This window comes from Aeromicrobium sp. MLTX1 (assembly GCF_046452335.1).
GTDB lineage: Bacteria > Actinomycetota > Actinomycetes > Propionibacteriales > Nocardioidaceae > Aeromicrobium.
The window spans coordinates 1835141-1853235 of record NZ_JBKFDN010000001.1 but is presented as its reverse complement, the minus strand read 5'-3'; the positions used below and the strand labels follow the sequence as shown (position 1 = coordinate 1853235).

Annotated in this window: 17 protein-coding genes and 2 tRNA genes; 5 read left to right on the top strand and 14 right to left on the bottom strand. The window is 71.4% G+C overall.

The window, feature by feature from the left end; all coding sequences use genetic code 11:
* Window positions 1-13: 13 nt before the first annotated feature.
* Genes secA through ACK99Q_RS08925 form a run of 10 tightly spaced genes read right to left on the bottom strand, consistent with a single transcriptional unit; the run spans window position 14 to window position 12618 of the window.
* Entirely contained in the window at window positions 14-2743 is a 2730-nt protein-coding gene (secA, locus tag ACK99Q_RS08970; RefSeq protein WP_410186079.1) for a preprotein translocase subunit SecA, read from the bottom strand.
* A 21-nt stretch (window positions 2744-2764) separates the two neighbouring features.
* Window positions 2765-3979, bottom strand: coding sequence for a winged helix-turn-helix domain-containing protein (locus tag ACK99Q_RS08965; RefSeq protein WP_410185785.1), 1215 nt, complete (start codon window positions 3977-3979; stop codon window positions 2765-2767).
* The gene (locus tag ACK99Q_RS08960; protein WP_231948952.1) at window positions 3976-4638 is read right to left on the bottom strand and encodes a response regulator; all 663 of its coding nucleotides are present in this window, start codon (window positions 4636-4638) and stop codon (window positions 3976-3978) included. The genes ACK99Q_RS08965 and ACK99Q_RS08960 overlap by 4 nt, the downstream gene beginning before the upstream one ends.
* Window positions 4639-4666: 28 nt before the next feature.
* A complete protein-coding gene (gene hpf, locus ACK99Q_RS08955) occupies window positions 4667-5290 on the bottom strand; it encodes a ribosome hibernation-promoting factor, HPF/YfiA family (protein WP_179423518.1) in 624 nt (207 codons plus the stop codon).
* A 42-nt stretch (window positions 5291-5332) separates the two neighbouring features.
* Window positions 5333-6025, bottom strand: coding sequence for a ComF family protein (locus ACK99Q_RS08950; RefSeq protein WP_410185784.1), 693 nt, complete (start codon window positions 6023-6025; stop codon window positions 5333-5335).
* Window positions 6026-6085: 60 nt separating this feature from the next.
* A complete protein-coding gene (locus ACK99Q_RS08945) occupies window positions 6086-7735 on the bottom strand; it encodes a GerMN domain-containing protein (RefSeq protein WP_410185783.1) in 1650 nt (549 codons plus the stop codon).
* A complete protein-coding gene (mtrB, locus tag ACK99Q_RS08940; protein ID WP_410185782.1) occupies window positions 7732-9261 on the bottom strand; it encodes an MtrAB system histidine kinase MtrB in 1530 nt (509 codons plus the stop codon). The genes ACK99Q_RS08945 and mtrB overlap by 4 nt, the downstream gene beginning before the upstream one ends.
* Window positions 9261-9962 (bottom strand): MtrAB system response regulator MtrA, encoded by a 702-nt coding sequence (mtrA, locus tag ACK99Q_RS08935; RefSeq protein ID WP_410185781.1) that lies wholly within the window; start codon window positions 9960-9962, stop codon window positions 9261-9263. The genes mtrB and mtrA overlap by 1 nt, the downstream gene beginning before the upstream one ends.
* Before the next feature lie 2 nt (window positions 9963-9964).
* Entirely contained in the window at window positions 9965-11407 is a 1443-nt protein-coding gene (gene ahcY / locus ACK99Q_RS08930; protein ID WP_410185780.1) for an adenosylhomocysteinase, read from the bottom strand.
* Window positions 11408-11457: 50 nt separating this feature from the next.
* Complete coding sequence (locus ACK99Q_RS08925; RefSeq protein ID WP_410185779.1) at window positions 11458-12618, bottom strand: PrsW family intramembrane metalloprotease; 1161 nt, start codon at window positions 12616-12618, stop codon at window positions 11458-11460.
* Between the two features lie 56 nt (window positions 12619-12674).
* Between ACK99Q_RS08925 and ACK99Q_RS08920 the strand changes: the two genes are divergently transcribed.
* Both ACK99Q_RS08920 and ACK99Q_RS08915 read left to right on the top strand, forming a co-directional pair.
* Window positions 12675-12751, top strand: a tRNA-Arg gene (locus tag ACK99Q_RS08920).
* Between the two features lie 22 nt (window positions 12752-12773).
* Window positions 12774-12992 carry an amphi-Trp domain-containing protein gene (locus ACK99Q_RS08915; protein ID WP_410185778.1) on the top strand — a complete coding sequence of 73 codons (219 nt, stop codon included), beginning with the start codon at window positions 12774-12776 and terminating at the stop codon, window positions 12990-12992.
* Between the two features lie 11 nt (window positions 12993-13003).
* Here ACK99Q_RS08915 and ACK99Q_RS08910 read toward each other — a convergent pair whose 3' ends face one another.
* Window positions 13004-13741: a DsbA family protein gene (locus ACK99Q_RS08910; protein WP_410185777.1), complete on the bottom strand. Its 738-nt coding sequence runs from the start codon at window positions 13739-13741 to the stop codon at window positions 13004-13006.
* 1 nt (window position 13742) lies between these two features.
* On the bottom strand, window positions 13743-14501 hold the full coding sequence (locus tag ACK99Q_RS08905) for a DsbA family protein (protein WP_410185776.1): 759 nt from the start codon (window positions 14499-14501) through the stop codon (window positions 13743-13745).
* A gap of 86 nt (window positions 14502-14587) precedes the next feature.
* Between ACK99Q_RS08905 and orn the strand changes: the two genes are divergently transcribed.
* The 3 genes from orn (at window position 14588) to ACK99Q_RS08890 (ending at window position 15804) form a co-directional block, all read left to right on the top strand.
* Complete coding sequence (gene orn / locus ACK99Q_RS08900; protein ID WP_410185775.1) at window positions 14588-15196, top strand: oligoribonuclease; 609 nt, start codon at window positions 14588-14590, stop codon at window positions 15194-15196.
* 54 nt (window positions 15197-15250) lie between these two features.
* A tRNA-His gene (locus tag ACK99Q_RS08895) sits at window positions 15251-15326 on the top strand.
* Between the two features lie 55 nt (window positions 15327-15381).
* A complete protein-coding gene (locus ACK99Q_RS08890) occupies window positions 15382-15804 on the top strand; it encodes a DUF1801 domain-containing protein (protein WP_410185774.1) in 423 nt (140 codons plus the stop codon).
* Window positions 15805-15807: 3 nt separating this feature from the next.
* Here ACK99Q_RS08890 and ACK99Q_RS08885 read toward each other — a convergent pair whose 3' ends face one another.
* Together ACK99Q_RS08885 and ACK99Q_RS08880 are read right to left on the bottom strand one after the other, a co-directional pair.
* On the bottom strand, window positions 15808-16356 hold the full coding sequence (locus ACK99Q_RS08885) for a nucleosidase (protein WP_410185773.1): 549 nt from the start codon (window positions 16354-16356) through the stop codon (window positions 15808-15810).
* Window positions 16353-18080: a glycerol-3-phosphate dehydrogenase/oxidase gene (locus tag ACK99Q_RS08880; RefSeq protein ID WP_410185772.1), complete on the bottom strand. Its 1728-nt coding sequence runs from the start codon at window positions 18078-18080 to the stop codon at window positions 16353-16355. Before ACK99Q_RS08880 ends, ACK99Q_RS08885 begins: the two co-directional genes overlap by 4 nt.
* Window positions 18081-18095: the final 15 nt, after the last annotated feature.

Below are 18095 nucleotides of genomic sequence, written 5' to 3'. Positions count from 1 at the left end.
CGAGCGGCCTGGGTCAGCGGTTCTTCTTGCGGGACTGACGCTGGGCCTTGGCCTTGCGGCGCGCGGCCTCCTTGGCCTTGTTCTGGCGGGCCTGCTCGTTCGGGTCGAGCTCGTCGTCCTCGTCGACGACCGACTCCTCCACCGCGATGGCCGAGCCGTCCTCCGACGGGGCGGAGTACGACAGCTGCTTGGGCGTGCTGTCGGCCTCGAGGCCCTTCGCGTGGATGTGCGGCGCCTCGCCGTCCTCGCCGTCCTCCTCGACCTCGATCTCGACGTTGAGGTTGAACAGGTAGCCGACCGACTCCTCGGAGATGCCCTCCATCATCGCGTTGAACAGGTCGTAGCCCTCGCGCTGGTACTCGACCAGCGGATCGCGCTGGCTGTACGCACGCAGGCCGATGCCCTCGCGGAGGTAGTCCATCTCGTAGAGGTGCTCGCGCCACTTGCGGTCGAGCACGCTCAGCACGACGCGACGCTCGAGCTCGCGGGCGACCTCGTCGCCGAGCTCGGCCTCGCGCTTGTCGTAGGCTGCCAGCGCGTCCTCGACGATCTGCGTGCGCAGGGTGGGGCCGTCCAGGCGCTCCTGGCCGCCGGCCTCCTCGACGAGCTGCTCGTGATCGAGCGAGATCGGGTACAGGGTGCGCAGCGCGGTCCAGAGCTTGTCGAGCTCCCACGCGGTCGGGTAGCCCTCGGTCGCCGCGGTGACGTAGGCGCCCGTGACGTCCTCGATCATCTGGCGCACGCGCGGCTCGAGGTCCTCGCCCTCGAGCACCCGGCGGCGCTGGGCGTAGACGACCTCGCGCTGGGCGCTCATGACGTCGTCGTACTTGAGGATGTTCTTGCGGGTCTCGAAGTTCTGCGCCTCGACCAGGCCCTGCGCCGACGCGATCGACTTGGTGACGCGCTTGTTCTCGATCGGCACGTCGTCGGGGATCTTCATCGTCTGGAGGATCCAGTTGACCCACTCGCCCTTGAACAGGCGCATGAGGTCGTCCTCGAGCGACAGGTAGAACCGAGTGCTGCCCGGGTCGCCCTGACGGCCGGAGCGGCCACGCAGCTGGTTGTCGATGCGGCGCGACTCGTGGCGCTCGGTGCCGATGACGGCCAGACCGCCCGCGGCGACGACCTCGTCCTTCTCGGCCGCGACCTGCTTCTCGATGCGCTCGAGCGCCTCGGGCCAGGCGGCGTCGTACTCCTCCGGGGTCTCGACGGGGTCGAGGCCCTTGCCGCGCAGCTCGGCGTCGGCGAGGAACTCGACGCTGCCGCCGAGCATGATGTCGGTGCCGCGGCCGGCCATGTTGGTGGCGACGGTGACGGCGCCCTTGTGACCGGCGCGGGCGACGATCGCGGCCTCGCGGTCGTGGTGCTTCGCGTTCAGCACCTCGTGGGCGATGCCCTGCTTCTTCAGCTGCTTGCTGAGGCGCTCGGACTTGGCGACGCTCGTGGTGCCGATCAGCACCGGCTGGCCCTTCGCGTGGCGCGCGGCGATGTCGTCGACGACGGCGTTGAACTTGGCGTCCTCGGTGCGGTAGACGAGGTCGGGCAGGTCGTCGCGCTGGATCGGCTTGTTCGTGCGGATCGGGACGACGCCGAGCTTGTAGATCTTGTCGAACTCGGCGGCCTCGGTCATCGCGGTGCCGGTCATGCCCGAGAGCGTGCTGTAGAGGCGGAAGTAGTTCTGCAGCGTGATGGTGGCCAGCGTCTGGTACTCCTCGCGGATCCGGACGCCCTCCTTCGCCTCGATCGCCTGGTGCAGGCCCTCGTTGTAGCGGCGGCCCTCGAGCAGGCGGCCGGTGTGCTCGTCGACGATCAGGACCTCGCCGTCGATGACGACGTAGTCCTTGTCGCGCTTGAACAGCTCCTTGGCCTTGACGGCGTTGTTGAGGAAGCCGATGAGCGGCGTGTTGACCGCGTCGTAGAGGTTCGCGATGCCGAGCTGGTCCTCGACGACGTCGATGGCCTTCTCGGTGACGGCGACGGTGCGCTTCTTCTCGTCGACCTCGTAGTGCTCGTCGATGCGCATGGCGCCGACCATGCGGGCGAACTCGCCGTACCACTTGACCTCGTCCTCGGTGGGGCCCGAGATGATCAGCGGCGTGCGGGCCTCGTCGATGAGGATCGAGTCGACCTCGTCCACGATCGCGAAGTTGTGGCCGCGCTGGACGCACTCGTCGAGCGAGTCGGCCATGTTGTCGCGCAGGTAGTCGAAGCCGAACTCGTTGTTGGTGCCGTAGGTGATGTCGCAGGCGTAGGCCTCGCGGCGCTGCGCGGGGGTCTGGCCGGCGACGACGACGCCGACGGTCAGGCCCAGGAAGTGGTGGACGCGGCCCATCATCTCGGACTGGTACTTGGCCAGGTAGTCGTTGACGGTGACCACGTGGACGCCCTTGCCGGACAGCGCGTTCAGGTAGGACGGCAGGGTCGCGACGAGGGTCTTGCCCTCACCGGTCTTCATCTCGGCGATGTTGCCCAGGTGCAGGGCGGCGCCACCGAGGATCTGGACGTCGAAGTGCCGCTGGCCGAGCACGCGGGTGGCCGCCTCGCGGACGGTGGCGAAGGCCTCGGGCAGCAGGTCGTCGAGGGACTCGCCGCCCTCGAGGCGCTCCTTGAACTCGTCGGTCATGGCGCGCAGCTCGGCGTCGCTCATGGCGGAGAACTCGTCGCTCAGGGCGTTGACCTGGTCGGCGATGCGGTCGAGGCGCTTGAGGATCTTGCCCTCGCCGGCCCGCAGGATACTGTCGATGATCTTCGGCACCCGAACATCCTAGTGCGGGGTGGCACACTCCGTCGCCAGCCTGCGGGCCAGATCACCACGATCTCCGACCTCGACCCCGTCCAGGCCGAGCCAGCCCGCCATCCGGTGGAGCTCGCGGGCGAGCTCGGCCGCGGTGGAGGCGGGCGCGTTGGGCTCGGCGAAGGCCCCCGGGACGAGCAGCCGCCCGCGCGCCCGGTCGGCCTTGAGGTCGACCCGCGCCACCAGCCGGTCGCCCAGCAGGAAGGGCAGCACGTAGTAGCCGTGCACGCGCTTCTCCGCCGGGACGTAGATCTCGATCCGGTAGCGGAAGTCGAAGAGGTGCTCGGTGCGGGTGCGCTCGAAGACGAGCGGGTCGAAGGGGCTCAGCAGCGTCCGCGCGTCCACGCGGCGCGGCCGGGTGGCCTCGGCGTGCAGGTAGGCCGGGCGCTTCCAGCCGTCGATCGTCACCGGCTCGAGCGTGCCGTCGGCGACGAGCGTCTGCACGGCCTGTGCGGTCGGCGCGGGCGCGAGGCGGAAGTAGTCGCGCAGGCACTGCACCGTGGCGACGCCCAGCGCGCGGGAGGCGTGCCCGACGAGCGTCAGGTACGCCTCCTCGTCGGAGGGCTCCGGCATCGCCATCACGCGGGCCGGCAGCACGCGCTCGGGCAGGTCGTACTCGCGCTCGAACGCCGCGTTGCGCCGGGCGGCCGACACCCGTCCGACGAAGAAGAGGTACTCCAGCGCCTGCTTGGTCTGCGACCAGTTCCAGCCCCAGTGCGTGCGGTCGCGCTCCTCCGCGCCCAGCCGGGCCTCGAGCTCGCGCGCCGTGATCGGGCCGAAGCGCGCCACGGCGGCCTCGACGTCGTCGATGAGCGTGGGGTTCTCCGCAGCCGTGCGCGCCATCTGGCCCCACATGCCGCGTCCCGAGCGCATCTTGTGGCTCATCGCCGGCCACAGGTCGACGTCGACGAGCGCGGCCTCGTGCGCCCAGTACTCGAACAGCAGCCGCGGGGCGCGCCCCGCGGCGCGGTGCAGCAGCTCGGTGTCGTAGGGCCCGAGCCGCGAGTACAGCGGCAGGTAGTGCGCCCGCTGCAGGACGTTCACCGAGTCGATCTGGAAGAACCCGAGCCGCCGGGCGACGCGAGCCACGTGCTCGCGCCGCACCTCGGCGGGCGCGGGACGGGTGAACCCCTGGGCCGCGAGCGCGATGCGCCGGGCCTGCAGCGCCGAGAGGCGCGGGGTCACAGGACGTCGTCGATGAGCTTGCTGCGGACGGCGTACATGGCCGCCTCCATCCGCGACTTCATCTGGAGCTTCTCCAGGATGTTGCGGATGTGGTTCTTCACCGTGTTCTCGCTGATGAACAGCTCGCCGGCGATGTCGCGGTTGCTCTTGCCGTGGGCGACCAGGCGCAGCACTTGCAGCTCGCGCGCGGTCAGGCTGGTGGCCGGGGCCGGGCCCTTGGCCATGTGCACGAACTCGTCGAGCAGCTTGGTGGCCATGCTGGGGCTGATCAGGGACTGCCCCGCCGCGACCAGCTTGACCGCCTCGGCGACCTGGTCGTAGGTGGAGCCGTCCTTGAGCAGGTAGCCCGCGGCACCGGCCTTGATCGACTCGTAGAGGTCGGCCTCGTCGTCGCTCGCGGTGAGCATGATGATGCCGGTCGTCGGCGCGGTCTCCTTGATCGCGCCGCAGATCTCGACGCCGCTGCGCCCGGGCATGCGGACGTCGAGCAGGACGACGTCGAACGGCTCCTCCGCGATGCGCTCCAGCGCGGCGTCGCCGTCGTCGACGTCCTCGATCTCGAACCCGCCGTCGGCGCCCAGGACCATCGTCACGCCCCTGCGGAAGAGCTCCTGGTCGTCGACCAGCAGCACCCGGATGGCGTCGGCGTTCGTAGTCACGGCACGATCATGCCACGTTCGGGGCGTTTCACCCCTCGACCGACAAGCGAATCACGCCGTAGTCGTACCCCTTGCGGCGGTAGACCACGCTCGGCTTCATCGAGTCCTTCTCCACGAAGAGGAAGAAGTCGTGGCCGACGAGCTCCATCTCGTAGAGCGCCTGGTCCAGGGTCATGGCCGGCGAGGTGTGGTCCTTCTCGCGCACGACGAGCGGGCCGTCGCCCTGCACCTCGAGCGTCGCGACCTGCCGCACGTGGGGCTCACCGGAGTCCTCGTCGGGCGATCCGGCGAGTCGCAGATCGGCGGTGGCCTCCTCGATCGACGCCGGCGCGTGCTTGTCCCGGTGGCGGATCTGGCGCTCGCCCATCTTGCGCAGTCGCTTCTCCAGCTTGTCGACGGCGGCGTCGAGGGCCGAGTGCTGGTCGGTCGAGTTGGCCTCGACGCGGACGACGGGGCCCCGCGAGCGGAGCGTCATCTCGACCCGCGCGGCCTTGTCGTGCTGGCGCGGGTTCTTCTCGTGGGTCACCTCGACCTCGACGCGGTTGATGCGCTGACGCCCGTCGAACTTCTCGATGCGCTGGAGCTTCTCGGTGACGTGGGAGCGGAATCGCTCCGAGATCTCACTGTTGCGTCCGGTGACCACGATTTCCATGTTCCGTCTCCTTCTCCAGTCCCGAGGTTTCGAGCTCCTGACTCACCTCGACCGTAGCCCGACCACGGGGTGACCCGCCACCGCTGGAGCGCCCTCGTCGGCGACCACGAGCGCCGCCGCGCCGAGCACCTCGACATCGCCCTGCGACGCCAGGGCCCGGGCCGCCTCGCGCAGCGTGGAGCCGGTCGTCACGACGTCGTCGACGACCACCACGGGACCGGTCGGGAGGGCCGTCGCGCGCATGCTCCGGGCCAGGTTGCGGGCCCGATCGTCGCGTCCCAGCGCGTGCTGGTCGGCGGTCTGGCGCACGAGGCGCAGGCACCGGTCCGACGAGGCGTCGAGGCCGATCCCCGCCAGATCACGCGCGGCCGCCGCGGCCAGGTCGGCCACGAGGTCGCGTCCTCGCTCGCGGCGCGAGCGGCGGGTCGACGGCACCGGCACGAGGGTGACCGCGTCCGCGTCGCCCACGAGGGTCAGCACGGCGGCGGCCAGGTGGTGGGCCAGGAGTGGATCGAGACCCGAGGCGGCGCGGAGCTTCCAGGCGAGCACGGCGTCGCGGCGCGGTCCGGCATGGATGCCCGCGGCGACCACCTCGAGGTCACCCGCGGCGACGTGGACCGGCTGGGGCGGCAGACTCGCGGCGCAGGGGCGGCAGACGCGTCCTCCGGGCGTCTCGCAGAGCGGACAGCACGCGCCCAGCACGAGGTCGGCCGCCGCCTGCCACCACCGCTCCATCCGCCCAGTGTGGGCGCGCGGGAACGTGGTCGCCAGCGCCCGACGAGCACCTGTGGACGGTCAGGCGATGCCGCGGGCGGCCGGCAGGTCGAGCTGCACCCACCGCGTGCGGTCGAGCACCCAGACGCCGCCATCGGCGTCCAGCAGGTAGAGGTCGGACCGCGCGGCCGGGGTCGCGACGAGGGCGACCGGATCGATCCCGGGCAGCAGCTGCCCTCCCCCGGGCCAGGCGTCCACGGCGCCCGTGCCGTCGATGCGCACCGAGCGGACCTGCGTGCCCCGCGGCCCGAGGTGTGCGACGCGGGTCCCGTCGACCCAGGCGACCTCGCGCGCCGCGGCCTGGGTGGGCAGCTGCTCGGGCTCGGTCAGGCCGACGACCCGTCCCTCGCGCCGCTCCAAGCCGCCGAGCAGCAGGCGTCCGCCCGACGTGGCCGCGTAGCGCGCTCCGTCGGGCGAGATCGCGAACGAGGAGACGACCGGGAGATCGGGACTCGGGATCAGCGCCAGGGACTCGCCGTCGTACACGCGGACGCGCGCCTGGCGGCCCTGCCGGTCGACGAGCCAGCCCATCGAGTCGATGTCGACCGTGGGGCGGACGAAGCGGTCGCCGCTGAGGTCGACCGGCCGGCCGCCGCGGGCGGTGGTGACGCGGGCACGGTCGGTCCAGACGCCGACCGCCAGCTCCTCGCCGACGGCCACTGCCGTGGCACCGCCGTCGGTGCGGCCCCACGCGCCCGGCACCGGCTGCTGCGCCCGCGGTCCGACCTGGTGCACGATGTCGCCCGCCGTCACGTGGACCCACCGCCGCGACTTGTCGGGGCCGTACGAGGCCCAGCCGCGGGCGTCCTGCACGAGATCGCCCGTGGGCGCGACGACAGTGCCGTCGCCGGTGATCTGGACGTCCGTGACCGCCGGCACCTGCCGCAGCGTCCAGGCGACCTGGGCCGAGAGACGCTTCTGCGTCGAGGTGGAGAGGTCGCCGACGCGACGCGCGAAGTCGACCTGCGCGACGCCGCCGACGACCGGCACCGAGGCGCGCAGCTCGCCCTCGGGCGGAACGGCCGTGGTGAGTCCCGGCGGATCCGGAGGCGGGCCGAGCGCGAGGCTGGTCATGAGGGAGGTCGCAAGCTGGTCGCCGACGACCTCGTGGACCGGCACGGGCACGAGGTGACGGCCCGACGCGTCGAGGAAGAACAGGTCGAAGGCGCGCACGTAGTCCTCGAACCAGTCCCGGCTGACGAGGACGCCCTCGGGCGGGTTCGCGATCCGCCACTGCCCGTCGATCCGCTCGAGCGTGAACCGCAGCCGCTCCGTGCCCTCGGCGGGCGTCAGGCTGCCCTGCTCGTCGAGGCGCACCTCAGTGCCGAGCTCGACCCGCGTGGACCCGACCGACGCGGAGAACGCCTCGACGGTGGAGTAGACCGTGGTGCTGGCTCCCGGCCGCCAGCGCTGGGCGGCGGTGGGCGTGAGGTACTCGGCCGCCACGCGGTGCGTGACCGGGTAGGCCAGCATCGCGTCGAGGAAGCCGCGCACGACCTGGGTCTCGGTCATGCCCGCGGTGGGACCCGACGGCGTGTAGCGGACCGTGCTCTCGCCGAGGCCGACCTCGTCCTCGACGCGCTCGACCGGGCCGGACGTGGGGATGCCGGCGCAGCCTGTGAGCACCGCGACGGCGAGAGCGAGCAGGAGGCCCACGGAGCGGCGCGTCATGCGTACACCGACTTCGTGACGGGCGACCAGACCCGCTCCCCCGCGACGCGCGGCAGCGTCAGGATGAACTCCGTGCCCTCGCCCTTGCGCGACCAGACCTCGAGGGTGCCCCCGTGCAGTGCCGCGTCCTCGCGCGCGATCGCCAGGCCGAGCCCCGTGCCGCCCTGCGAGCGCGCCGGGTCGCCGCGCCAGAACCGGTCGAACACACGACGCACCTCCTCGGTCTCCATGCCCACGCCGTGGTCGCGCACCGAGAGCGAGACGCGGTCGGGGGCCTGCGAGACGACGACCTCGACGCGCTTGGACTGGCTGTACCGGGCGGCGTTGACGATGAGGTTGCGGACCATGCGGTCGACGCGGCGGATGTCGGCGTCGACGATCGCCGGCACCGCGACCCCGAGGGCTCGACCCTTGATCCCGGCGCGGGTCAGCGCCTCGTCGGCGGCGGCCGCCCGGGCCACGGCCGTGAGGTCGACGGGGTCGAGCTCGAGCGTGGCCGCACCGGCGTCGAAGCGGCTGAGGTCGAGCAGGTCGGACAGCAGCGCCTCGAAGCGGCCGACCTCGGTGTGCAGCAGCTCGGCCGCGCGGGCTGTCTGGGGATCGAAGCCGGGGCGGGCCTCGTAGAGCACCTGGCCGGCCATCTGCACGGTGGTGAGCGGGGTGCGCAGCTCGTGCGAGACGTCGGAGACGAAGCGCTGCTGGAGACGCGAGAGGTTCTCCAACCGCCGGATCTGGCTCTGCAGGCTCTCGGCCATCTGGTTGAACGAGGTGCTCAGACGGGCGATGTCGTCCTCGCCCTTGACGTGCATGCGCTGCTCGAGGTTGCCGGCGGCAAAGCGCTCGGCGATGCGGCGGGCGAGACGCAGCGGGTCGACCACCTGGCGCGCGACGAGGAAGGCCACGAGCGTGACCATCACGAGCAGGACGCCCGCGCCGGCGAGCAGTGCCGTGCGCACGAGGTCGAGCGTCTCCTGCTGGTCGGCCATCGAGAAGACGTAGTAGAGCGCGTACTGGTCGTTCGAGCCCGGCGCGGTGACGCGCCCTCCCACCGTGACCACCGGGACCTCGTCGCCGGCGCCGAAAGGCGAGAGCTCGGAGAAGGTCCAGTACGTGCCCTGGTCGGAGCCCACGCGCTCTGCGAGCGACGGCGGCACCTCGTCGATGCCGACGCTGCCGGAGGCCCGGACGGGGGCGTCGCCGCCCTCGGCCAGCGGGCCCTGCAGGACGAGCTCGTACGCACGGTTCTCCCCCCGCGTGGCGGCGAGGGAGTCGACGAGCTGGGTCAGCGCCGGCGACTGGCGGGCGGGCTCGCTGTCGACCGCCGCGTCGAGCTGGGACTGCGCCTGCTCGAGACCCGCACGAGCCTCCGCGATGGCCGCGTCGCGCCGGTTGTCGGCCAGGCCGCCGGCGACGTCCCGTAGCAGCGCCCAGCCGACGATCATGATGACCGCGGTGCTGAGCAGCAGGGTGTTGATGACGACTCGCGTGCGCAGCGAACGGCGCCACAGCCCGACGAGCCGGCCCATCACTGCGGCGCCGGCTCGATGGCCTGGTAGCCGACGCCCCGGACCGTGCGGATGACGCTCGGGTTCTCGGCGTCGTCCTCGATCTTCTGGCGCAGCCGGGTCATGTGGACGTTCACCAGCTTGGTGTCGCCCGGGTGGTGGTAGCCCCACACCTTCTGCAGCAGCGCCTCACGGCTGAAGACCTGCTCGGGCGCCGAGATCAGGCACGCCAGGAGGTCGAACTCCAGCGGGGTCAGCGAGACCGGACGGCCGTCGCGCGTGACCGTGTGCGCCTGGGGATCCAGCACGATGCCACCGAACTCGATCCGTGCGCCGAGCGGATCGCTGCGGCGCAGCCGCGCGCGGATGCGGGCGATCAGCTCGCTGTTGCGGAACGGCTTGGTGATGTAGTCGTCGGCGCCGACGCCGAGCCCCTCGACGATGTCGCGGGTGTCGCCCTTGGCGGTGAGCATGACGATCGGGACGCCCGAGAGCTCCCGGATCTGGCGGCACACCTCCATGCCGTCCAGGCCCGGGAGCATCCGGTCGAGCAGGACCACGTCGGGCTTGAAGGCCTCGAAGGCCTCCATCACGCCGTCACCGGTGCGGCACACCGAGGTCCGGAAGCCCTCGCCCTCGAGGACGATCGTGAGCATCTCGGCCAACGACGCGTCGTCGTCGACGACGAGCACCCGATCGTTCTTGGGGCGACGTTGCGACATGCTCAGTAGCGGTAGTGGTCCGACTTGTACGGACCGGCCACGTCGACGCCCAGGTACTCGGCCTGGGCCTTCGACAGCTCCGTGAGCTCGACGCCGAGGGCGTCCAGGTGCAGCCGGGCGACCTCCTCGTCGAGGTGCTTGGGCAGCACGTGCACGCCCAGCTCGTACTGGTCGGCCTTGCTGAACAGCTCGATCTGCGCGAGCACCTGGTTCGTGAAGGAGTTCGACATCACGAACGACGGGTGGCCGGTGGCGTTGCCCAGGTTGAGCAGGCGGCCCTCGGACAGCACGATGATCTTCTTGCCGTCGGGGAAGATCCACTGGTGGACCTGCGGCTTGATCTCGTCCTTGACGATGCCGGGGACCTTGGCCAGGCCGGCCATGTCGATCTCGTTGTCGAAGTGACCGATGTTGCCGACGATCGCCTGGTGCTTCATCTTCTCGAAGTGCTCGACCCGGATGATGTCGAAGTTGCCCGTCGTGGTGACGAAGATGTCGGCGTACTCGACGACCGACTCGAGGCGCTTGACCTCGTAGCCGTCCATCGCGGCCTGCAGCGCGCAGATCGGGTCGATCTCGGTGACGATGACGCGGGCGCCCTGGCCGCGCAGCGACTCGGCCGAGCCCTTGCCCACGTCGCCGTAGCCGCACACGACCGCGACCTTGCCGCCGATCATGACGTCGGTGGCGCGGTTGATGCCGTCGATCAGCGAGTGGCGGCAGCCGTACTTGTTGTCGAACTTGCTCTTGGTGACCGAGTCGTTGACGTTGATCGCCGGGAAGAGCAGCGTGCCCTCGCGGAAGCGCTCGTAGAGGCGCAGGACGCCGGTGGTGGTCTCCTCCGAGACGCCCTTGATGTCCTTCGCGATGTTGGTCCAGTGCTGCGGCTTGGTCTCCAGCGAGCGGGCCAGGACGCGCAGCACCTCCTTGAACTCCTCGTTGTCGGTGGAGTCCTGCGGCGGGACGGCGCCGGCCTTCTCGTACTCGACGCCCAGGTGCAGCAGCATCGTGATGTCGCCGCCGTCGTCGAGCAGGACGTTCGGTCCGCACTCGGCACCCTGCTCATCAGTGAAGGCGAAGACCTTCTCGGCCTCGTCCCAGTACTCGGCGAGGGTCTCGCCCTTCCACGCGAAGACCGGCGTGCCGGCCGGCGCGTCGACGGTGCCGTTCGGGCCGACGACGACCGCGGCGGCGGCGTGGTCCTGGGTGGAGAAGATGTTGCAGGTGGCCCAGCGGACGTCGGCGCCCAGGGCGGTGAGGGTCTCGATCAGGACCGCGGTCTGCACCGTCATGTGCAGCGAGCCGGCGATGCGGGCGCCGGACAGCGGCTTGCTGTCGCCGTAGCGCTCGCGCATGGCCATGAGGCCCGGCATCTCATGCTCGGCGAGCTCGATCTCCTTGCGGCCGAACTCGGCGAGGGACAGGTCCTTGACGCGATAATCCATGCCCACCAGCGTACCGGCGAGTACCGAGCCTCAACGAATCGACGCGACACTCATCTGACGCCCGGCGGCAGGGCCGGAGGCAGCCGCAGGAACGGGCGCAGGTGCCACATCCGGTCGAGCAGCGCGTAGGTGCGGTCGGGACCCCCGGGCTTGGCCCGTCCGGTCATGACGGCGTCGTGCAGGAACGCGGCCTCGGTGGCGAGCCGCTGGTAGCGCTCGACGGCCTCGACGGCGAGGGGTCCGTACTGCGTGGCGAAGGTGCGGGCCTGGCGGCGGCGGCCGAAGCGGACCAGCCACGGCACCTCGGCGGGGTGGATCCATCCCCGGCGCGCCATGTCGCCGAGCGCCCGGGTGAGGACGTCGAACTGGCGCATCCGCAGGACGACGGCGGTGATGCCCAGGCCCAGCAGCAGGCACGCCAGCACCACGTAGGCCAGCAGGAAGCCGACACCCCCGCCCACGACGATCGAGCCGTTCCACAGCGCGTGCAGGGTGACGCTGGCCACGTAGCCGAGCGCGAGCAGGCCCCAGCGCTGGAGGCGCGAGGAGCGGTGCACCGCGAGTCCCATCGCGATGCCGATCGCCGAGGCGAACAGCGGGTGGGCGAAGGGGCTGAAGAGGCCGCGGACGACGAAGGTGGCGGTGGCCATCTCGGTGCCCGAGTACGGGACCTCGTCGAAGCCGAGGTAGCTCGCGGCGTAGTAGCCGACGTTCTCCATCGCCGCGAAGCCCAGCGCGACCAGGCCCGAGACGATGAGGCCGTCGAGCACGCCGTCGATGATCCGGCGCAGCCGCACCAGCGTGAGCACGACGAACAGGCCCTTGGCGAGCTCCTCGGCCACGGGGGCGCCCAGCGCGATGAGCCAGTCCTCGCTCATCCCGAGGCGGGACATGCCGATCTCCATCGGCAGCGCGATCGCGACGGCGATCACGGCGCCCCACACGAACGCGGCGGCCTTGTAGCGGAACGGCTCGGGCTCGACCCGGTCGAGCCACCAGTACGCGGCGAGCGCGACCGGCAGCGGGATGAGCGCGTAGACCAGGGCCAGCGAGGCTCCCGCGACCGAGCCGGACGTGGAGGCGAAGAACACCGCACCGCCCGCGCCGACGACGCCGGCGATCCAGACGGCGATCACGAGCAGCTTGCGACCCCGCTGGCGCAGGGGGTCGTCCTCGCGCGGGAGGGCGGCCTGCACCTCGGTCGTCGTCACGGGGACAGCCTAGAGCGCCGTCACGACCGCGGCCGCCACCGATAGTGTGGCCGCAGGCGCCCGTAGCTCAGCTGGATAGAGCAAGAGCCTTCTAATCTCGAGGTCGCAGGTTCGAATCCTGCCGGGCGCGCCAGCTTCCACCGAAGGAGACCGCGATGAGCGACCTGTTCGAGCTCGACCAGACCCAGCGCCTGCGCCGCGAGGAGGCCGCCGCCCGGCTGCACGCCCTGGCCGACGCGCTCGCGCGCCACAACTCCGTGGAGTTCGAGAAGAACGGGCACCGCATCACCGTCGACGTGCCCGACGAGGTCGAGCTGACCGTCGAGGTCGAGATCGGCGACGAGAACGAGATCGAGGTCGAGCTGCGCTGGTGACCTGAGGGCCGTCAGGACGCGAGCGCGTCCTCGACGGCCGAGCGCACGGTCGCCGGGTCCTCGAGCTTCGTGCCGTCGACGAACACCGATGGCGTGCCGCCGACGCCCCGCTCGCGGGCCTGCTCGCGCACCTCGTTGAGCCACGGCACGAAGGTACCCTCCTCGAGGCAGGCCTCGACGTCTGGCACGCCGACGTCGCGGGCGACCGCGGCGAGCGCCCGCTGCGTGGGCTCGGCCTCTCCCCGAGCGAAGCCGGCCGCGAACAGCGCGGGCTTCATCGCCCAGAACGCCTCGGCGCCCTGGCGGTCGGCGACGCAGAACGCCGCGTTCATCGCGTCGTGGGCCGGGCCGGAGTCGGCCGTGCCGTCGAGGACCGTCATCGGCACGAAGCGCAGCGCGATCTCGCCCTGCTCCGCGAGGTCGGTCAGGTAGGCGCCGTGCTCGTCCTCGAAGTCCGCGCAGTGCGAGCAGAGGAAGTCCTCGTAGACCTCCACGACCGGCGCGTCGCTCGCCGGCGTGCCGGGGTGCTGGACCCCGCCCTCGGTGAGTCCCCGCGGCTCGACGACCGGGCCGTCAGCGGTGTCGTCGCCGCCGAGCGAGGAGATCCCCCACGCGACGACGGCGACCAGCACGAGCGCTCCCACCACGCCCGTGGCCGTGATCGTGAGGCGCTTGCGGCGCGCGGCCCGCTCGCGCTCGACCCGCGCCTGCTCGGCTCGAGCGGCGCGGGCCTTGCGGTCGTTCGTCACGTCAGGACTTGGACGCCTCGTCGATCGCGGCCTGCAGCTCCTGCGGCGTGCGCGCCTCGGAGTTCTTGCCGTCGATGTGGACCGTGGGCGTGCCGGAGATGTCGCGCTCGTCGGTGAAGGTGTCCTTCACGTCGTCGATCCACGGCACGAAGCGCTCGGTGCGGACGCAGTCGTCGATGCCGGTGACGCCGGCCTCCTCGGCCAGGTCGATCAGCGCGGCGTTCTCGGGACCGGCGCCACCCTCGGAGGGCTGGTTGGCGTACAGCGCGTTGTGGACCTTCCAGAAGGCCTCGGGACCGTCCTGGTCGACGGCGCACATCGCCACATTGGTGGCGCGACGCGAGTAGTCGTTGGTGCTCTGGTTGTGCAGGAACGAGAACGGCATGAAGCGCAGGCGGATGGCGCCCGACGCGGCCTGGTCCTGCAGGAACTGGCCGCTCAGCTGCTCGAACGAGCCGCACGCGGGGCACAGGAAGTCCTCGAAGATCTCCACGAGGGGCGCGTCGGCGTTCTCGACGTCGCCGCCGGTCGCCGGGAAGTCGACGCCGCTCTCGGTGAGGTTCTTCGGCTCGATGACCTCGGTGTTCTTCTCGTTGGAGTCCGAGAGGGACTTGATGCCCCAGCCGGCCGCGGCGATCAGCACGACCACCACGGCGACGATCGCGACGGTGATCTTGTTGCGCTGCTTGCGCTCGGCCTTCTCGCGCTCCTTGCGCATCTGCTCGGCGCGGGCGGCGCGGGCCTGGCGGTCGTTCGTCACGTGTGGCTCCTCAGACGTATACGCGGTACGGCCGGAAGCCTACCCGTCGCCGCCCACCCGTCGGCGTCGCGGACTAGGGTGGCGGGGTGAACGACAAGCTGGTGTGGATCGACTGCGAGATGACGGGCCTGTCGATCCAGGACGACGCCCTGGTCGAGATCGCCGCCCTGGTCACCGACTACGACCTCAACATCCTCGGCGACGGCGTCGACCTCATCATCAAGCCCCCGCAGGCGGCGCTCGACCAGATGAACGAGGTCGTCACGCAGATGCACACGTCCTCGGGGCTGCTCGTCGAGCTCGCCCACGGCATCACGGTGCGCGAGGCCGAGGAGCAGGTGCTCGAGTACGTGCGCCAGTACGCCAAGGAGCCGCGCAAGACCCCGCTGGCCGGCAACTCCATCGGCACCGACCGCGCCTTCCTGGCCCGCGACATGGTCGAGCTCGAGGACTGGCTGCACTACCGCGTCATCGACGTCTCCTCCATCAAGGAGCTGGCGCGCCACTGGTTCCCGCGCGCCTACTTCGCGGCCCCGGAGAAGGGCGGCGCCCACCGCGCGCTGGCCGACATCCGCGAGAGCATCGACGAGCTGCGCTACTACCGCCGCACCGTCTTCACGCCCGATCCGGGCATCGACAGCGAGTCGGCGCGTGCCATCGCGGCCGAGATCGCCGGGACCACCCCCTCGGAGTAGGTCCCGCGCGCGACGTCCGGTAGACTCGTCGCGCTGTGCCGAGAGGCGCACATGGTGGGTGTAGCTCAGTTGGTAGAGCACCGGCTTGTGGTGCCGGTGGCCGCGGGTTCAAGTCCCGTCATCCACCCCAGGAAACGGCCCGGAATCGATGATTCCGGGCCGTTCTCATGCGTCATGATGGCCTCATGGCCGAGATCAAGACCCAGCCCACGGACGCCGACGTCGAGGCCTTCCTGGAGACCGCCACTCCCGCGCGCCGTCGCGAGGACGGACTGCGGCTCGCCGAGCTCTTCCACGAGGTCACCGGCGCGGACCCGGTCCTGTGGGGGCCGTCGATGGTGGGGTACGGCAGCTACCGCTACGTCTCCCCCGCCAACCCGCGCACCCGCGGGAACTGGCCCAAGGTCGCGTTCTCGCCGCGCAAGGCCTCGCTGTCGCTCTACGGGCTGAAGGACCGTCCCGAGGGCGCCGCGCTGCTGCCCTCGCTCGGCACCTACATCGAGGGCGCGGGCTGCGTGTACGTCAAGAAGCTCGACGACGTCGACCTCGAGGTGCTGCGCCGGCTCGTGGCGATCGCGTGGGCCCGCGAGGACGACCCCGAGCCCTGAGCCTCAGACGATCTGCTCGCGCACCCAGTGGCCGAGCAGGCGGGCGCACGCGTCGACCACGGCCGTCCACTCCAGGGCGGAGTCGTCGGCGGCGTCGCTGACGATCTTCACGAGCCGGCACGGGACGCCGGCGCGCTGGGCCGCGCGGGCCACGGCGAAGCCCTCCATGTCGACGAGGTGCGCGCGCTCGGCCAGGGCGTCGCGCACGACCGGGTCGGTCACGAACAGGTCGCCCGTGGCGAGCACGGACCCATCACCGTCAGGCAGGTCGATCTCGTCGACCGCGTCGTGCCCGAGGGCGCGGATCGCATCGGCCGAGTAGTCGTGGTTGAGCACCGTGGACGGCAGGAACAGCCCCGTGAGGCCCGGACGCAGGGCGCCCGCCGTGCCCACGTTGAGCACGAGCTCGGGCCGCAGCGCCGCGATCGCCTCGGTGGTGGCGGCGGCGGCCTCGACCTTGCCGATCCCCGTGAGCACCAGCGGCATCTCGGCGGGCAGGTGGGCGGCCTCGGCCTTCGTCGCCGAGACGACGAGGACCTTCTCGGGGCTCACTGGCGCGCCACCGGCACGACATCAGGGGCGCCGAGGCGGGCCGCGTCGGCCGTCTCGTCGTCGGGCATCGTCTGGCTCTCACGCTCGGCGTCGACCCGCTTGAGGTAGTGGTCGACCTCGCGCTCGCGCTGCTCGTCGGACCAGCCGAGCGCCTCGGCCATGAGCGCCGCCGCGTCCTGCGCGGACTCGGTGCCGCGATGGAAGGTCTCGATCGAGATGCGCGTGCGGCGGGCGAGGATGTCGTCGAGGTGGCGGGCGCCCTCGTGCGTGACGCCGTAGACGACCTCGGCGCGCAGGTAGTCGTCGGAGCCCGCGAGCGGCTCGCCCAGGTCGGGACGCTCGGCGATGAGGTCGAGCACCTCGGTGGCCAGCGTGCCGAAGCGGTTGAGCAGGTGCTCCACCCGGCCGACGCCGATGCCGTGCGCGGCGGCGAGCGCCTGGCGCTGGTTCCACAGGGCCGAGTACCCGTCGGCGCCGAGCAGCGGGATGTCGTCGGTGACGCACTCCGGCACCCGCCGGTCGAGCAGCGTGCCCATCTGCTGCACGGCCGCGTCGATCGCGTCCTTGGCCATGATCCGGTAGGTCGTGTACTTGCCGCCCGCGATCACGACGAGGCCCTTCACCGAGGTCGACACGGCGTGCTCGCGCGAGAGCTTGCTCGTGGCCTCGTCCTCCCCCGCCAGCAGCGGGCGCAGGCCGGCGTAGACGCCCTCGACGTCCTCGGGCTCGAGCGGCTCGACGAGCACGCGGTTCACGTGGTCGAGCAGGTACTGGATGTCCTTGGCGCTCGCGGCCGGGTGGTCCTTGCTGAGCGACCAGTCGGTGTCGGTGGTGCCGATGATCCAGTGGCGGCCCCACGGGATGACGAACAGGACCGACTTCTCGGTGCGCAGGATCAGGCCCGACTCGCCGCGGATCCGGTCGCGCGGCACGACGAGGTGGATGCCCTTGCTGGCGCGCACGTTGAACTGGCCTCGCTCGGCGGCGAACGACTGCGTCTCGTCGGTCCACACGCCCGTGGCGTTGACGACCTGGCGTGCGCGGATGTCGATCTCACGGCCGGACTCGAGGTCCTTCACCCGCGCGCCGACGACGCGGTCGCCCTCGCGCAGGAGGTCGATCACGCGGGTGCGGCTGGCGACGTGCGCGCCGTACGCGGCGGCCGTCCGCGAGAGGAACATCGTGTGGCGGGCGTCGTCGACCTGGCCGTCGTAGTAGTGCAGGGCGCCGACGAGGGCGTCCTTGCGGAGCGCGGGCATGATCCGGCGGGCGCCGGTGCGGGTGAGGTGGCGGTGTCGCGGCACCCCACGCGAGCGGCCCGACAACAGCGCCATCGAGTCGTACAGGGCGACGCCGGAGCCCGCGTAGAAGCGCTCCCAGACGCGGTGGGTCAGCGGGTAGAGGAACGGCACCGGCTTGACCAGGTGCGGCGCGAGCTTGTCGATGAGCAGGCTGCGCTCGCCCAGGGCCTCGGCGACGAGGCGGAAGTCGAGCATCTCGAGGTAGCGCAGGCCACCGTGCACGAGCTTGCTCGACCGGCTGGACGTGCCGGAGCCGAAGTCGCGCGCCTCCACGAGTCCCACGGACAGGCCGCGGGTCGCCGCGTCGAGGGCCGCGCCTCCGCCGACGACGCCACCGCCGATCACGAGGACGTCGAGGTGTTCCGAGGCCAGCGCGTCGAGCGCCTCCTGGCGGTGCTGCGGGGAGAGGGCAACCGGTCGCATGGGCTCCAGTCAACC

Coding starts and splice junctions, on each gene's coding strand:
- ACK99Q_RS08950 (WP_410185784.1), bottom strand. CDS start 6,025: ATGGAGCGGTGGTGGCAGGCGGCGGCCGACCTCGTGCTGGGCGCGTGC.
- ACK99Q_RS08915 (WP_410185778.1), top strand. CDS start 12,774: ATGAGCGACCTGTTCGAGCTCGACCAGACCCAGCGCCTGCGCCGCGAG.
- ACK99Q_RS08945 (WP_410185783.1), bottom strand. CDS start 7,735: ATGACGCGCCGCTCCGTGGGCCTCCTGCTCGCTCTCGCCGTCGCGGTG.
- mtrB (WP_410185782.1), bottom strand. CDS start 9,261: ATGGGCCGGCTCGTCGGGCTGTGGCGCCGTTCGCTGCGCACGCGAGTC.
- ACK99Q_RS08890 (WP_410185774.1), top strand. CDS start 15,382: ATGGCCGAGATCAAGACCCAGCCCACGGACGCCGACGTCGAGGCCTTC.
- ACK99Q_RS08880 (WP_410185772.1), bottom strand. CDS start 18,080: ATGCGACCGGTTGCCCTCTCCCCGCAGCACCGCCAGGAGGCGCTCGAC.
- hpf (WP_179423518.1), bottom strand. CDS start 5,290: ATGGAAATCGTGGTCACCGGACGCAACAGTGAGATCTCGGAGCGATTC.
- mtrA (WP_410185781.1), bottom strand. CDS start 9,962: ATGTCGCAACGTCGCCCCAAGAACGATCGGGTGCTCGTCGTCGACGAC.
- ahcY (WP_410185780.1), bottom strand. CDS start 11,407: ATGGATTATCGCGTCAAGGACCTGTCCCTCGCCGAGTTCGGCCGCAAG.